The following is a 17,017-nucleotide window of genomic DNA, read 5'->3' as shown; positions in this document are numbered from 1 at the left end:
TGTGAGACAGTTACTCAACCAATAATTTATCTTTTAAGTCCTGATATGCGAAATGAATGAGTTATATCAGAGCTCTTTCATCAATCGTTTCTTCAGGTCTCAACTTTACGTGCCGCATTCGTTTCCCCGATCCTTCTAGCAAACCCATTTCATCTGGTAAATCTGCTCCATAAAAAAATCCAAGATTAACATGTTTTTTGAACGCGTTCACATAGGCAAAAGGAGCATCTCCTATACATGCCACAGGGCATCCATCATGGAATACTTCTTGAACATCAGTTCCACATTTCATAATCGTAGTGAACCATTTATGTGCAATTGATCTAAGTTCATCCGACTTCTGTTCAAGCCAGGGTTCAAGATCCATCGTCTGAATATCTTTCGAGGCAATCTTAAATAGCGGCTCCATCTATTTATTCGTTTTGTATGACAAATCTTACTCATTCCTGATGCGAAGCTTCGGAAACCTCTTTCTTAACTCGATCTGGTATTCGAATTAGAGTTAAAGCCTGGAAAACAAAACTAAACATCAGAATGACGAACCAGTCTTATCGAGTTTAGAGGCTATTGCCAATTCCGCAGTAAAGGCTTTCCTATCCTCGCTAGGAATTGGATTATCTTGCCAATACCCCACAGTGTCAGCAACTTTCTCCATGTTCGTATCATTCAATCTTAGACTGTTGTATAGTTATCTCAGCATTTCCATTCTCTATTTTGAAAGGTAGTTCATAATAGTATTCAGAAATATGTTCGTCGACGCATGTAATCCGACAAACGTAACTGGTTGAAAACTGTAGACTATCAATAATTATACTCTGAGAAATTTTTATAGTAGATATAAACTCGAAATCGTTAAGCCTATCTACTGTTCCAAGGTATAGATCAAAATCACTCTCAGATCCATTGATAATAGTCGCCTTAAAGTATTCATTAACTTGAGAATCTTGTTTGCTGCAACCTAACAACAGAATAAGTGTAAATAGAAAAAAGTATTTCATTCGTTTTGAGAAAGTTTGGTTAGAGGCCAAGCATTAAAGTTTCGCTAGTCTGGATAATGTTTGCCTGTAACTATTTATAAAATCATCAATTTTTTGAGATTCTTTACCATAGAAGTATGCTGAATCAACCCCGTTTTCATCATCCAAAGCTAAATCTTTCCGAATTTTCTTAATAGTGTCAATTGGAACATCACCAGAAGGAGGCATTGAGATTTGAGTACGATATTGTTTAGAAATCAACTTGAAATATCTTTTCATTTTTCTCTGTCGTGAGATATTATATTTTATTCCACTGCATTGCCAACTCTGTTCCTGCAGCTGGCGTCTAAAATGACAAATCTTACAGCAAATGCTTATTACCTTGAAGGTCCTGAAAATGAAGAATATCTCGAGAATCCCATCGAATAAACAAAAGTTTTTGCGATTCTTACAAAAAAAGATTGCATAAATGCAGCCAAGGGGTTGAAATAGGCTATCTAATTCACAAAAACATAGAAGTTGTTCTAAAAGAGTAATCGAATAGATGCAATGATTAGTTATCATTGAGTGTTCTAATCCAAACCATGTCTCTTAATTGAGACACCTATGTATTAGTAGAATAGTTGAGTTTACTCGGCCTAAGTCTTTCAAGTAAGGTGGAAGTATTTTTAAAAAGGAAGTACAATTTCCAGCCAATCTATCTTATCTATCTTTTTATTGGAGGATACAGAAATCCAATTGTTATCTATTTTGCTGAATGAATTTAAATACCATGTTTTACTTTCCAAGAAAGCACGTGAACCTGTAATTCCAATCTCAGGTAAAGAGATTTCCAGGCCACGACCATCAGCCTTAATGACACTTTCAAGGATGGTCCAATATTTGAAAAACGTCCTCATAGGATTACTAGAATTATTTATATAATCCCAAGCGTTTCCATTAAAAGAGCTTTTAAAAGCCTCAAGATTCATTGAACGTATTTCCTCTATATCGATCCCTAAGCACAACCCTCTACCGATAGCGCACAGCACATGTTTTCTCGTATGTGAAAGATTGAAGTCCAGACTGGAGTCTATGTAGGGTTTTCCGTTTTGTGAATAGCGAATGTCGTTCAGGACATTCTCAGGATAGCCGAACATTTTCAGGGCTCTTTTAAGTAAAAGTTTGCCAACCAGGCTTGCATGACGATCTTGCCAGTGATGTAACGCCTGAACTCCTGTCTGCATGTAATTGGGAAGTTGCCCCATTGCTTTATTCCAAGAGGAATCTGAGAGATGTTGATTGATGTGCGAGTACAGTATTAGGATTTCGTTGCTCTTTTTAAGGTCTGTATTTTCAGAATGCCCACTCACCATTCCCATGCAAACATCATCATTTTAGATTTTTATTAATTATTTGGATCATCTTATCCAGTTCACTATTGAGAAAAAAATGTCCACCCTCAAAATAACAAATCGTCACTATTTTATCGGAGTAGTTTTTCCAACCGTCGCACTGTTTCGGTGTTAAAGGTTCATCCTTACCTAAAAAAACTGTAATGTCGATGTTCAGAGGAGTCGTATTATGGGTGTGATCCCTTGTCTCCAGAAGTCCAAAATCACTTCTCAAAACCGGTAAGAATACTTCTAATAATTCCGGATATTCAAAAAACTCGGGCGGAGTACCTCCAAATTCTTTCAGAATTTTAATGAATTCTTCCTCACTCATGCCTCTGTACTTCTTTTCTGTTTCCATCAGATGTGGGACGGCAACACCAGAAAAGAAAACATGCTGGGGTAGTGGCAAACTATTCGCTTTTAACGTATTGAAAACATCATAAGCTGCATATCCACCCAGGCTATGTCCAAAAATAGCGTATTCGCTATCAATATTGCTTTTTAGCATTGAAACGATGTCATCAACCATCTCCTGATAATCATCGTAGAGTGGCTCAAGTAAGCGATTTCTTCTACCAGCAAGTTCAATTGGTACCAATTCAATTGTCTTATCCAAATACGCTGGCCACTTACTAAAAACAACGGAAGAGCCTCCCGCGTATGGCAAACAGAAAAGTCTCATTTTTTATCTTCTCGTTACAAAATAGGTATTTTGGAAACTTTACTACCTTAACTAAGCTGATGAAAAGATCCCGACTTGTTCGCGATGAAGCTTGGTCGCTTCATCAACTCGATGGGAGGATGATTTTTTATGCTATTGTAGGAAATGAACAGAATGTTTCGATCCCAAGGAGACAAATTTGAGGGAGAGGCATGGATCAGGTTGCTATGAAAAAACAACAGAGTCCCAGCTGCTCCCTTGGCTGAAAGCACTCCCTTTTCTCTAATGTTTTTTTTGATAGTCTCTTCTTCCAAAACATATTTCAGTTTAGAAGATAGCTGTGAAATGTAGGGTTTCGAATTTTGATACTCTTTGAAAGCGTCACTTTCATCGTTAAGATTTGAATCATATTGTTGAAAACTCAACAGGCCGGCTTTATGTGAAGCTGGTACCAGGTACATTGGACCGTTATATTCATGTATATCACCTAAAAAGATAGCGACCGTCAACGCATCAGGCTCCGGCATTCCATCTTCCTTATGCCAAAACACAAAATCTTGATGCCATTCCCATGGCTCCCCCAGAAAAGCACACTTGTTATTAAACTTTATCTGATAAGGGTATACCTCACTTCCGATTAATTCACTGACTATCGCTATAAGGTCATTATTTTGTACTATAGCATCGATCACACTGTTTTTTTCCACCTCAACGAAAATACTCCGGACTTCTCCGGACTTCTCGAATATAACCGCATTGGGATCGATTTTTTTTATTTGCGGAATTTCATCAACTATCACAGAGATCTCGTGCTTACTTAAGAAACTATCTAGCAACAGGAATCCCTCTGCATCGTATTTTACTTTATATGCAGACAGTTCTTCATTTTTGATCGTTTGGCTTTTTTCAGTTTGATTCATTTTTTTAGTGATATGATTTTTCAAATATATTTATTGTACCTATCTACATCAGTTTTTAGCTAATATTTATTTACTGAAGTACAAGAATAAGTATCAACTTAACAGTTCCCTAATTGTAGCCTTTAAGAAAAGGTCTCGAATCGATAATTTTTGCGGTAATACTTCGTTCATTTTTTTTACTGCTCTTATGGCGAGAATCGAGTTTCCCCCTACTTTGAAAAAGTCATCTTTGACACCTACACGCTCTACATTTAGCACGTCTTCCCATATGGCACAGATATCCAGCTCAATGGGTGTCTGCGGAGCCACATAGTTTTCTTCTAACGACCTGAAGTCTGGAAGAGGCAAACCTTTTTTATCCAACTTTCCATTCGATGTAAGTGGGAAGGCATCCAATTTTAAGAAGAAATTGGGGATCATGTAGTCCGGTAGAAAATTGGCTAACTCATTATAAATGTGATCTTTAGATAACTCCTCAGCACCTGAAGCTAATGTATAATAGCACACCAAGTATTTGTCTTTATCTTCTTTTGTATGATTACGTTCTCTCAACAGTACGCAACATTGTGCTATCCCTGACACCTTTAATAAGACGTGTTCTATTTCGCTCAACTCAATTCGATACCCTCTGACTTTTACCTGATCATCTTTTCTGCCTATGTACTCAAGACTCCCAGTAGGCAACCATCTTACCATGTCCCCTGTCCTGTAAAGTCGAGAAGGGCTATTTTCATTGGGTTCGACTCTATCCAATGGATTCGAAATAAAACGCGCCTCAGTAAGCTCTTTGTTATTTAAGTAGCCTCTAGCAACACCAACTCCTCCGATGTAAAGTTCACCAACAAACCCTGCGGGGACTGGCTGAAGGTTCGAATCCAACACATAAAAACTTGTATTGTCAGCGGGTCTTCCAATGTCTGTACTGAGGCTGCCCTCCTTAAATTCATGCATGGAAACACATACGGTGCATTCTGTCGGACCATAAGCATTGATAAACTGCCTACCCGCGCTCCATGCAGTCATCACATCTAGTGTACAAGCTTCTCCTCCTACAACTAAGGTTCTCAGATCTACTAGGTCTCTTTTTTCCAATAAAGCCAATAAGGCCGGAGGAAGAATTGCTGATGTTATTCGCTGGTCTTCTAGATATTTACCTAGCTGTATGGCATCTTTCCTGGTATCAGCTGAAACGATCGCAAGCGAGGCTCCCACGGAGAGTGCCCCAAAGATTTCCCATACCGAAGCATCAAACGCATAAGAAGCAAACTGCAGCATCCTGGATCTTTCGTCCAGGCCAAACTGCCTGCTCTGCACATTAACCAAATTGACAAGGCCTGTATGCTCGACCATTACCCCCTTAGGTGTACCGGTAGTCCCTGAGGTGTAGATGACGTAGGCAAGATCTCGGGAGGTACTGTACTTCGGAAGATTGGTCATATTTTCTTCTTGATAGCAAAGTTCCGTAAAGTCCGTGTATAGCACCTTACTATTGGAAACTCTCAAGTTACCTTTTTCTATCAGACCTCTTTGAGATAAAACCAACGATGAGTGGGTATCTTGCAGAAGAAAATCAATTTTTTTCTGAGGATAGTCTGTTCCAAGAGGAACATAGGCTCCTCCTGCTTTTAAGACTGCCAATATTCCTACTACCATCTCCAGGTTTCTTTCCAGTAGCAACGGAATCAGTGTATCAGCTTCCAAGGCTTTACCCACCTTTTTCTTGTATTCAGCTCTTATTGACCACGCCAGTTGGTTGCTCCTTTCATTGAGCTGTTTGTAGGTTAAAGTTTGACCTTCATAGGTCAAAGCAACATTCTCGGGAAACTTTTCGACTTGCTTCTCAAATAACTCATGGATACGCGTGTCCTTATGGTAAAAGTTATTTGTAGCATTCCAGGTTTTGGTAACCATTTCATATTCCGAATATGAAAGTAGACTTATTTTACTGTAGGGCCGATCCGGAACGTTCACAAGTTGTTCGAGCAAGTGCAAGAAATGACGGATTAAATTGGCAATCGTCGAACTTCGGAATATGCTTGTGGCATAGTTAATCAGCCCTCTGAGTTCGTCACCACTGTCATCAATGAATATTGACAAGTCAAATTTAGCTACTTGATAGGCCTCTGAATTAGTTAGGGTTCTGAAAAATTGATTTTTTTTGACGTCCCTACCAAAGCCTTGTACACCGAACATCACCTGAAATATAGGGTGTCTAGATTGATCCCGAACGACTCCCAATTCATCAACTAACTTTTCAAATGGTAAGTCTTGATACAACTGCGAGGTGATTTGATCTTTATGGACTTCTGATATCAGTGATGCATAGCTTTGATCTGCTCTCAGCTTAGTCCTATTGACTTGCGTATTAATAAAGAAACCAATGAGATCCGCCGTTTGGTGATAGTGTCTATTGGCAAAAGGACTACCTATTACGATGTCTTCCTGCCCACTGTATTTTCCCAGCAGGATACTTACACCACTCAGCAACACACAATGAAGTGTTGTATCATTAAGTTTTGCCAAGCTGCGTAGTTCGTTGCTTACTTCTTTTGGGATAGTAAAGTGTTCTTGAGCACCACTGTAATTGATCTGGCTTGGCCGCGCGAAGTCACATGGTAAGGCCAGGGTTTCATAACCCTCTAGTTTCTTTTTCCAAAAACTCACCTGATCGGCTAACCTTTCATTGTTCAAATAGGAACGCTGCCATTGTGCATAATCCTTGTATTGAATAGCTAGTGAAGGAAGATTAAAGTTTGTATTCTGATCTATGAATGCTTCATAATAGGCATAGAGTTCCTTCATAAAAAGATCAATGGACCAACCATCGGTGGCAATATGATGGATGTTTATTACCATCACACGTTTGATGTTATTGTTTGCTTTTGTATCCGGACTAAGCTTAAAGAACTTCACTCTGACCGGATACTCTTTGTCGAGTTTAAAGGGCTGATTGATATACGATGTAATCAATTCTTCTAAACTATCGGATTGTGAATAAACACATTCATCGAACATCAGAGAGTCAGAGTGAATTCGTTGGATTCCTTCCCCGTCTTTTCTCTTCTCTATCGTACTTCGCAAGACCTCGTGACGAGTCACTATACGATCTAAGGCGTACTGCAAGCCTTTTTCATTAGTTTTTTCTTCCAGCTCTAAAACAATCGGCACATGATAGGCATTCGTTCCTCCTTCGTACTGCTCTATGAACCACAATCGCTCCTGGGCAAAAGACAATGGCATGCAGTTTTTGTCTGTAGAAGGGATAACCACCTGTTTTTTATTCAGGCAATGTCTTAGTAATTTTAGAATAGTCTTGTGTTTAAATATATCTGATACCTTTACTTCAATTCCCAGCTTCTGACTGATCTGGTGAGAGGCTTGGATTGCCAGCATAGAGTTTCCACCAATACCAAAAAAACCGTCGTTTATTCCCACCCTCTTTAGTCCTAACAGTTCTTTCCAAATCTTACAGACGGCCAACTCCATCTCGGTACTAGGTGCGACATAGCGCTCTATAGGTAAATCTACATCCTGATCAATTAATGCCTTTTTATCAATCTTTCCATTTACGGTTCTTGGAAAACTTTTCATATTCACCAAGACATCCGGAATCATATGTAGAGGCAATGTGCTTACCAACTTGTCGTAAACTTCCTGTCGAGTAGTCGATTGTGAAGTCGAGTTCAACACATAGTAACCGGCCAGGTATGCCATTTCGTCTCCTGTTCCAACGCTACGCTTTTGGAACAGCACACAAGCCTGACTTATCTCACTAATTTGGGATAGTGCATGAGACACTTCTTCCATCTCAATTCGGTAGCCCCTGATTTTCACTTGATCATCGTTTCGACCCAGGTATTCTAACTGACCATCAGGCATCCATCTAACAAGGTCGCCCGTCTTGTATAGCTTCTGCCTGTCTTTTACCTCTCCCGATTCTATCAAGACAGGATTATCAATAAAGCGCTCTACTGTAAGGTTTTCGTTATTCAAATAGCCTCTTGCTACTCCGGCTCCTCCGATATACAATTCACCTACTACTCCGTCAGGTACTACACATAGATCAGTATCTAAAACATAGCAGTTGACATTACTTAGAGGCCGTCCTATATTGGTGTGGCTGCTTCCTTTCATATATTCATGCATAGAGGTACATACTGTAGCCTCAGTTGGTCCGTAGGCATTGAACAGTCGCCGTTTCTCACTCCATCTATCCATAAGTGAAGCTGCGCATACTTCACCAGCTACCACAAGAGTCTCTAGTTTTTCAAATGGCCTCGGTTCTATGAGAGATAGTATCGCCGGGGGCAACGTGGCAACACTTACTTCCTGCTCCTCCAAATACTCTGCAAGCAGATTCGCATTTTCCCTTATCCCACTTGATAAAATGAAAAGAGTCCCTCCAGTACACAACGTACCAAATATTTCCCATACGGAGGCATCGAAGATGTATGAAGCGAACTGAATTACCCTAGAGCTTGGTCTTAAATTCAGTTTTTCTTTTTGATTGAACACTAAGTTGATCACCCCTTGATGCTCCACCATCACGCCTTTTGGGTTGCCTGTGGTGCCAGAAGTATAGATTACATAAGCAAGATCTCTTGACTGATTTCGATTGACGAGGTTAGCAACATCCTGATCCTGATAAAGATTCTCGGACAGATCGATAAATAGTGTTTTATCCTGATGTGATCTTAGATTTTCATTTTCAGCTAATCTTCGCTGGGTCAAAATAAGCTCTGAATAACTATCTTCAAGGAGGTAGTCCACTCTACTCTGTGGGTAACTTGTATCAATCGGAAGGTAGCCCCCTCCTGCTTTCATCGTTCCAAGGATACCAATAATCATCTCTAATCCTCTTTCCAGGCACAATGCAATCAAGGTGTCTGGCTGAAGCTCTTTTCCCGTTTTCTGCTTATACTTTTTAAGGATGTAGACGGCCAGCTGGTCACTCTTCTTATTAAGGTCCTTATAGGTAATCCTTTCTCCCTCGTAAACTAATGCCACTTTATTAGGATGTTTAGCAGCTCGAATCTCAAACAACTTGTGGATTGTTGTGTCTACCGGAAATGACTTTTCAGTCTTATTCCAATGCACCACTACTTTTTGGTACTCATCCTCTTTAAGCAAACTAATCTGGTTATAAGGCACATAAGGGCTCTCGATTAAACCTTCAAGAAGATTCTGATACAGCACAATGAGGCGAGTGATCGTGGATTGCTTAAACAGGCTTGTAGAATAGTTAATGCTTCCTTGGAGCGACCCCTGACTGTCATCAATAAAAATAGAAAGATCAAACTTTGCAACTTCACCTGAAGACGGTCCAGCAAAAGGCTTGAGGTACTGGTTGTGATGATGATCTTCGGAGCCTGCCATAAAGTCTTGCACTCCGAACATCACCTGAAAGATCGGATGACGAGACAAATCCCGATCAATTCCAAGCTCATTGACTAGCTTTTCAAAAGGTAAATCCTGATGCAATTGGGCTTCGACTTGCTCGCGATGGACCGAATCTATCAATTCTACAAAGCTCTGGCTTGCTTTAAGTATGGTCCTGTTTACTTGTGTGTTAACGAAGAAGCCAATAAGTCCGGCAGTCTGATAAAAATGCCGATTGGCAACAGGGCTACCGATTACCAGGTCTTTTTGTCCTGTATACTTTGTCAGTAAAATGTTGATACTACTGAGAAGGACACTGTAAAGTGTTGTCCCACGCATTGCTGCTAGACTCCTGAGCTTTTCGCTAGTCTTCTCATTGATTTCAAAGTGCTCCCGAGCACCTTCATAATCAAATTGTGCTGGTCGGGTAAAATCGGTAGGTAAATTGAGGTTCTCATATCCTGTCAATTTTTGCTTCCAATAGTAGATCTGCTTTGCCAGTTTCTCGCCTGAGAGGTAGGCTCTTTGCCATATTGCGTAGTCCTTGTACTGTATTGACAAAGGAGCTAAGCCAAACCCAGCATTCTCACTGAGGTATGCGTCATAATAGGCCTTTAGCTCTCGATGAAAGATGCTTATTGACCAACCATCAAAGGCGATATGATGGAAATTCAAGAGCAAAACCACACGGTCGGTCTCCCGGCTTTTGTAAAAACTCGCGCGCATTGGGTAGTCTTTTTGAAGATCGAAAGGGCGCCTAACCTCTTCGCGAATTAAGGATTCCCACTGCTCCTCCCCTGACGCTATTTCCTCTCCTATTACCAATGGGGTGCTGTGTACTCTTTGTATTCCTTCTTGATTTTCTCCTTTCTCAATTGTACTTCTTAAAACCTCATGACGCATAACCATCTGCTGCAAAGCGTGACGTATTCCTTGCTGATCTGCTTCAGGACTGAGTTCAAAAAGGAAAGGCATATGGTAAGCATGTGTTCCTCCTTCAAACTGTTCGATAAACCATAATCGCTCCTGCGCGAAAGAGAGGACAGCTGTGTTTTTGTCGGTTTTGGTAATACGAACTTGATCCTGTCCTTTGCTGAATGCTAGCAATTTGGAAATGTTTTTATTTTTAAAAATGTCTGCCACTCTTACATCTACACCGAGCACCTGACTCATTCTGTGAGATACCTGAATAGCCATTATGGAATTACCTCCTACTCTGAAAAAGTCATCGGAAAGGCCTACTCGCTCTACTCCCAAGATCTCTTCCCATATTTTACAGGCTTCCAGTTCTGTTTCTGATGCGGGTGCGATATACTTTTCAGCATCTGATCCAAATAAAGGATCGGGGAGTGCATTTTTATCCAATTTGCCGTTAATCGTAGCAGGAAAGCTAGCGAGTGAGACATAAACATCCGGAACCATGTAGCTCGGCAAAATCGAACTCAATTTGCTTTTTATGAAAGTATCTGACACCTCATCAGACAAATCCATTACATAGTAGCAAACTAGGAATTTTGTTGTACCCACAGCTGTTTTACGCTCCTTTACAAGGACGGCACTTTGTTTAATTCCTCCGATGGTAGAAAGTGCGTATTCTATCTCTTCTAGTTCTATTCTATAGCCTCTGATTTTGACCTGGTCGTCATTCCTTCCAATGTATTCCAGACTACCATCCTCTTGCCATCTGACTAAGTCACCGGTCTTGTACAACCTCGTATTCTTACTCTCTTTTCCTTCTGATACGGCAAACGGATTCTGTACAAAGTACCTCTTGGTTAGCGTTTCACTGTTTAAATAGCCACGTGCTAATCCTGGTCCTCCAACATGCAACTCTCCTATCACTCCAACTGGAACAGGAATCATGTTGGTGTCCAACACATACGCTTTTTTTCCAAATAACGGCTTTCCAATCAAAGATGTTGTTTCGGTGCCATTGAAAACGTGCATAGTGGCACAAACAGTGGTCTCAGTGGGTCCATAAGCATTCACGATTGAGCGGTTGGAACTCCACTGTTTTACTAGACTTAATGAAAATGCCTCTCCTCCTACAAGCAAGTTTTTTAACGACTTGAATTTTTGGGAAGAAAGCGTTTCTAAAAGAACTGGTGGCAGTATTGCCGTATCTATCGAATAGGTTGCTACTAATGATTCCAGAAGCTCTTTATCGGATCGCTCCTGATTGTTGACAACAATCAGCTTAAGGCCATATAAAAGCGAAGTAAATATTTCCATGACCGATGCATCAAAAACGATCGAGGCATATTGCAAAAAATGTCTTGGCGGATAATTGCTTAACGTATCCTTTACACTTTGGCAAAATAGAGTCACCGATTTGTGCTCTATCATGACTCCCTTAGGCTTACCCGAGGTACCAGATGTGTATATCACGTAGGCAAGGTCATTCGAAGTATTTGAACCTTGCAAGTCGCTAGTCTCTTCCGTTTGATAGTATGATTTTGCAAGGTCGATATATAGGACTTTATCTTCAGGTAAGGCCAGCCCTTCACTCTTAACTAACCTCTTTTGGGTCAGAATCAGGGCTGACTCTGTGTCTTTCAACAGGTAATCAATCCGCTCTTCTGGATAATCAGGATCTATTGGTACGTAAGCACCTCCAGCCTTGAGCACACCCAACATTCCAATAATCATCTCCAAGCTCCTCTCCAGACACAATGCGATCAAGGCATCCGGCTTTAGCTCGTGACCTTTCCGTGCTTCGTACTTTTTCCTAATATGACGAGCCAACTGATTACTCTTCTCGTTTAGTTCCTGGTAGGTCAGTTCCTCTCCTTCAAACACCAAGGCTACCTCATCGGGTGTCCTCTTTACCTGTTCTTCGAATAGCTCATGTATCGTCAACTCATCTGAATACTGCTTTTCTGTGGAATTCCAGTCCAGTATGACTCGCTGGTATTCATTGGTATCGAGCAAACTGATCTGGCTGTAAGGTTGCTTCGGATCATTCGCAAGTTGTGACAACAGGTAAGTGTAGTGATTTACCAGTCTCACGATAGTGTCTTTGTGAAATAAGCTTGTGGCATAGCTGATAGTGCCCTCCAACTTCTCACCACTGTCATCAATAAAGATGGAGAGGTCAAATTTCTCCACCTCATAAGCAGGAGATCCTCCATAAGGTTTGAAGTACTTTTTCTGATGATCAGCCTTCTTTCTCCCAAAGCTCTGTACAGCAAGCAAGACCTGGAATATTGGGTGACGAGAAAGGTCTCGGTCGATTCCCAACTCATCTACCAGCTTCTCAAAAGGTAAGTCCTGATGAGACTGAGAGGCCACCTGCTCTTGGTGAACTACATCGATCAACGAGGCATAGCTCTGATCATCCTCTAGTCTGCTTCTATTGACCTGCGTATTGACAAAGAACCCGATGAGCTCTGCTGTCTGATGGTGGTGTCGATTGGCAATGGGGCTGCCTACTACTATGTCTCGTTGGCCAGTGTACTTCCCTAGCAAGATATTGAGACTACTCAACAGGACGGTGTGCATCGTAGTGCCATGATCCCTGGCCAACTTCCGCAGTTTTTCACTCGTCTGTTTTTCTATCACAAAAGACTCATAAGCTCCTTTGTAATCAACCTGATGCGGGCGAACGTAATCAGTCGGTAGTGCCAAGGTTTCGTAGCCGGTAAGCTTCTCTTTCCAGTAGTTGATTTGTCTTTGAAGTACCTCGCCCGTCAGGTAGGTGCGCTGCCAGGTGGCATAATCCTTATACTGTATGGTCAGCGGCGGGAGATTGAAATGCTTGTCCTCTCTTTGAAATGCATCACAATAAGCTAGTAACTCTTTTTGAATAATATCCTTAGACCAGCCGTCACAAGCAATGTGATGAATGTTAACCAAAACAATGATTCGATCAAATGAATCTGCAGGTATCTTACACGATGACCTTATTTTGTAAAACTTAACCTTAATAGGGTATTTATTACTCAGATCAAAAGGTTTATTAATATCGGATTTAAGCAGAGACTCAAGGTCGTCTTCTAAGTCAAGTACTTCTTCCTCCAAAGAAAGTGGCTTGGTATGGACTCTCTGTATCCCTTCTTGATTTTCACCCTTTTCAATGGTACTTCGCAGGATTTCATGTCGCTGAACTATCTTATCTAGGGCATAGTGAACCGCCTCCTCCTTTGTCTCTGGCTTCAACTCCAACACCATCGGCATATGGTAGGCGTTTGTCCCCTCTTCAAACTGCTCTATGAACCACAACCGCTCCTGAGCAAAGGATAAAACCGTAGGGTGATCACCGGTCTTCCTGATGAGCTCCTCTCCCTGACCCTGACTGTTTAGCAACAGCTGTGAGATGGTCTTGTATAAGAATACGTCTGCTACCTTGATCTCTGTTTTCAATGATTGACTCATCCGGTGAGATACCTGGATCGCCAAAATAGAGTTGCCACCAATTCTAAAAAAATCATCCGTTATGCCCACCCGATCAAGACCCAATACCGATCCCCAGATCCTGCTGGACTCCTCTTCCGATGCCGTGACAGGTGCAACATATTCGTCCATACCGGATGAAAACAGTGGATCGGGTAACGAGTCCTTGTCCAACTTACCATTCGCAGTCAAAGGAAAAACCGGAAGGCACATAAACGCATCAGGGATCATGTGATCCGGTAAAACTGATCGTAGCTGAAATGACAAAAACTCATGCGACAACTCTTCTGTCAAATCCGACACATAGTAACCCACCAGGTACTTGCGTACACCCGATGGAATCTCTTGCTCCTTCACCAAAACACAACTCTGCCGTATCCCTGCAACGCCCTCCAGTGCCTGCTCTACTTCCCCCAGCTCTACTCGATATCCTCTGATCTTCACCTGATGGTCGTTCCTGCCAAGGTACTCTAGGTTCCCATCTGATCGCCAGCGGACCAGGTCGCCTGTCTTGTAGAGACGCTCATCAGCTACACCCTCTGAGGGCACAGCAGAAAACGGATTCCTAATGAACTTAGATGTGGTTAGATCTGCGTTCTTGTGATAACCTCTGGAAAGCCCCACTCCTCCTAAGTAAAGCTCACCGACAACTCCCACAGGAACCGGGCGCTCGTAACGGTCCAATACATACACCTTCGTATTCTGGATCGGACGACCGATGCTCACCTCTTCGCCAGGGAGAACTTCTGAATAAGTAATGGAGGCTTCCGTTGGCCCATATTGGTTGTAAATCTTAAAATCAGGACCCGGAGCTTTCGAGTAGGTCTCCTCAACCAGACGGTCGCTCAAGGCCTCGCCGCTGCAAAGCAAATAACGTACGCTCGCGTTCCAACTTACTCCTCGCGATGACAGGTAGTCATTGTACGTCTCCAGCATGCTCGGAACAAAGTGAAGAAGGGTCACCTCCTGAGTAGCGATCAGGTCATACAAATAGCTGCTGTCTTTATGACCCTCCGGCTTGGCAAGCACAAGCTTAGCTCCGCTTACCGGTGACAGCAGCAACTCCCAAATGGATACATCAAACGTATAGGGTGCTTTATGCAAAACAACATCCGAAGACCCTAGTTCATACATGCCTGCCATCCAGGACAATTTGTTCACAATGCTACCATGAGAGATCATTACCCCCTTTGGCCGACCCGTAGTACCTGAGGTATAGATCAGATAAGCCAGATCGGTCGATTGACTCTCATGACCTACAGAAGCGACACTCTCCTCCTCGTAGTATGTTTCCGACAAATCGATGTGCAGTAACTTTGATCTGTCCAACGCATTGGTACTACGATCCAGAAGGTCTCGCTGAGTAAGTATCAAGGACGCTCCGCTATCTTCCAGTAAAAAATTAATCCGCTCCTCTGGGTATTCAGGATTCAATGGTACGCACACACCACCAGACTTTAAAACCCCCATAATACCGACCAGCATCTCCAAACTTCTTTCCAAATAAAGCCCGATAAACGTATCGGCAGTCAACGAGGATCCAGTGATCTCTGAATAGTATGATCGAATACGTCTGGCTAGCTGATTACTCCTTTCTTCAAGCTGATTGTATGTCAACGATTCCCCTTCAAACACTACCGCTATCGCTTCTGGTGTCTGAGATGCCTGTCGAGCAAATAGCACGTGCAGTGGCTCGCCCTCCGGATACGGGTGACTTGTTGCATTCCAGTCTAGCAAAATCTTATCGTACTCATCACGATCGAGTAAACTTATCTCACTGTAGGGACGATCAGGAAGAGACACAAGCTGATCCAAAAGAAATTGATAATGTGAAATGAGACGGGTGATACTCGACGATTTAAACAAACTTGTCGCATAGCTAATCCTACCCGATAAGGTCTCACCACTGTCGTCGATGAAAAGTGACAAATCAAATTTCGAAACCTCTCCTGATACTTCTCCTTCGTAGGGTGCGAAGTAACTCTGCTGGCTGGAAGCGGTGCTGCTTCCAAGACTTTGCACTCCAAACATCACCTGGAACAGTGGGTGGCGAGACAGGTCACGATCAATCCCTAACTCGTCTACCAGCTTCTCGAATGGAAGATCCTGATAAAACTGGGCTGATACCTGCTCCTGATGAACATGATCAATGAGCTCCGAGTAACTCTGAGTGCCATTGAGAACCGTCCTGTTTACCTGCGTGTTTACAAAAAAACCGATCAGGTCAGTCGTCTGGTGATACTGACGATTGGCAATGGGACTACCTATCACGATATCTTCTTGACCGCTGTACTTCCCAAACAAGATATTTACACTACTCAATAGCACGCTGTGTAGCGTAGTGCCACGGCTTTTTGCCAAAGAACGCAATCGATCACTCGTCTCTTGATTTATTGTAAAGTAAAGCTCCCGACCCTTATAATCTATCTGAGACGGCCTCCTGTAATCTGTGGGAAGTGCTAACGTCTCATAGCCAGAAAGCTTTTCTTTCCAGTAGTTGATTTGATTAGCCAACACATCCCCTGTTAAGTAATTCCTTTGCCAGAGCGCATAATCTTTGTACTGGATCGTCAAGGGAACCAGACTAAAACTGGTGTCCTGAGTCATGTAGGCCTCGTAATAGGCAAGGAGCTCACTCCTGAAAATATCAATGGACCATCCGTCACAAGCAATATGATGGATATTGACAAGCAAGACCACACGTGCCGGATGCGCTTGATCCTTGGGTGTAACTGTGTAAAAGAACGCGCGAATCGGATATTCTTTTGAAAGGTCAAAAGGCCGTCGAATCTCTGACTGAATCAGTGCATCCAGTGCTTCATCAGTGGTCAAGCTAACTTCATCTATAGAAAGGGTATCTTTTCCTACTAACTGTCTCCCATCTCCGTCTTCTCCTTTTTCGATGGTGCTACGAAGCACTTCATGGCGCAAGACCACCTGCTGAAGTGCGTATCTAACCCCATCCATATTAGTATCATTTTCCAGCTCCAACACCATAGGGACATGATACGCATCAGTACCCTCTTCAAATTGCTCGATGAACCATAACCGCTCTTGAGCAGGACTTAGCGGATAATGAGGTCTACTATCGCCTTTAAAAATTACCTTTTTTCGGAAGTCTTCACCTGAAGCAATCTCATTTGATGTAAGAATGGAGATGATTTTGTCCTTATTGCTGAAGATGAAATTGTCGGTCTGGTCGCTTTGGAATTCTTCGGGGGCCGAGTAGTTTATCCTACCATTTTCCACCCAAATTTCCCCGTAGGCGTTCCTTAATTCAATAAAAAATTGAAGAATTTTATTCATTTTATT

Annotated in this window: 6 protein-coding genes; all 6 read right to left on the bottom strand. The window is 42.1% G+C overall.

Going from position 1 to position 17,017, the window contains the following annotated elements; translation table 11 throughout:
- Positions 1–61: 61 nt before the first annotated feature.
- The 6 genes from ACQK2H_RS08385 to ACQK2H_RS08360 all read right to left on the bottom strand — a co-directional run bounded on the left by ACQK2H_RS08385 (position 62) and on the right by ACQK2H_RS08360 (position 17,011).
- Positions 62–409: a DUF1801 domain-containing protein gene (locus tag ACQK2H_RS08385; RefSeq protein ID WP_425390983.1), complete on the bottom strand. Its 348-nt coding sequence runs from the start codon at positions 407–409 to the stop codon at positions 62–64.
- Positions 410–1,031: 622 nt separating this feature from the next.
- Positions 1,032–1,256, bottom strand: coding sequence for a hypothetical protein (locus tag ACQK2H_RS08380; RefSeq protein WP_425390982.1), 225 nt, complete (start codon positions 1,254–1,256; stop codon positions 1,032–1,034).
- A gap of 389 nt (positions 1,257–1,645) precedes the next feature.
- On the bottom strand, positions 1,646–2,332 hold the full coding sequence (locus ACQK2H_RS08375) for a 4'-phosphopantetheinyl transferase family protein (protein WP_425393131.1): 687 nt from the start codon (positions 2,330–2,332) through the stop codon (positions 1,646–1,648).
- A 16-nt stretch (positions 2,333–2,348) separates the two neighbouring features.
- On the bottom strand, positions 2,349–3,035 hold the full coding sequence (locus ACQK2H_RS08370) for a thioesterase II family protein (RefSeq protein ID WP_350205420.1): 687 nt from the start codon (positions 3,033–3,035) through the stop codon (positions 2,349–2,351).
- Positions 3,036–3,082: 47 nt separating this feature from the next.
- The gene (locus ACQK2H_RS08365) at positions 3,083–3,934 is read right to left on the bottom strand and encodes a phytanoyl-CoA dioxygenase family protein (RefSeq protein ID WP_425390981.1); all 852 of its coding nucleotides are present in this window, start codon (positions 3,932–3,934) and stop codon (positions 3,083–3,085) included.
- Between the two features lie 93 nt (positions 3,935–4,027).
- Entirely contained in the window at positions 4,028–17,011 is a 12,984-nt protein-coding gene (locus tag ACQK2H_RS08360; RefSeq protein ID WP_425390980.1) for an amino acid adenylation domain-containing protein, read from the bottom strand.
- Between the last annotated feature and the right edge of the window lie 6 nt (positions 17,012–17,017).

It is taken from the genome of Ekhidna sp., assembly GCF_965228795.1.
In the GTDB taxonomy this organism is placed as follows: domain Bacteria; phylum Bacteroidota; class Bacteroidia; order Cytophagales; family Cyclobacteriaceae; genus Ekhidna.
The sequence above is the reverse complement of the archived record's forward strand: the minus strand, read 5'-3'. Positions and strand labels throughout refer to the sequence as shown.

Coding starts and splice junctions, on each gene's coding strand:
- ACQK2H_RS08370 (WP_350205420.1), bottom strand. CDS start 3,035: ATGAGACTTTTCTGTTTGCCATACGCGGGAGGCTCTTCCGTTGTTTTT.
- ACQK2H_RS08375 (WP_425393131.1), bottom strand. CDS start 2,332: ATGGTGAGTGGGCATTCTGAAAATACAGACCTTAAAAAGAGCAACGAA.
- ACQK2H_RS08360 (WP_425390980.1), bottom strand. CDS start 17,011: ATGAATAAAATTCTTCAATTTTTTATTGAATTAAGGAACGCCTACGGG.
- ACQK2H_RS08385 (WP_425390983.1), bottom strand. CDS start 409: ATGGAGCCGCTATTTAAGATTGCCTCGAAAGATATTCAGACGATGGAT.
- ACQK2H_RS08380 (WP_425390982.1), bottom strand. CDS start 1,256: ATGAAAAGATATTTCAAGTTGATTTCTAAACAATATCGTACTCAAATC.
- ACQK2H_RS08365 (WP_425390981.1), bottom strand. CDS start 3,934: ATGAATCAAACTGAAAAAAGCCAAACGATCAAAAATGAAGAACTGTCT.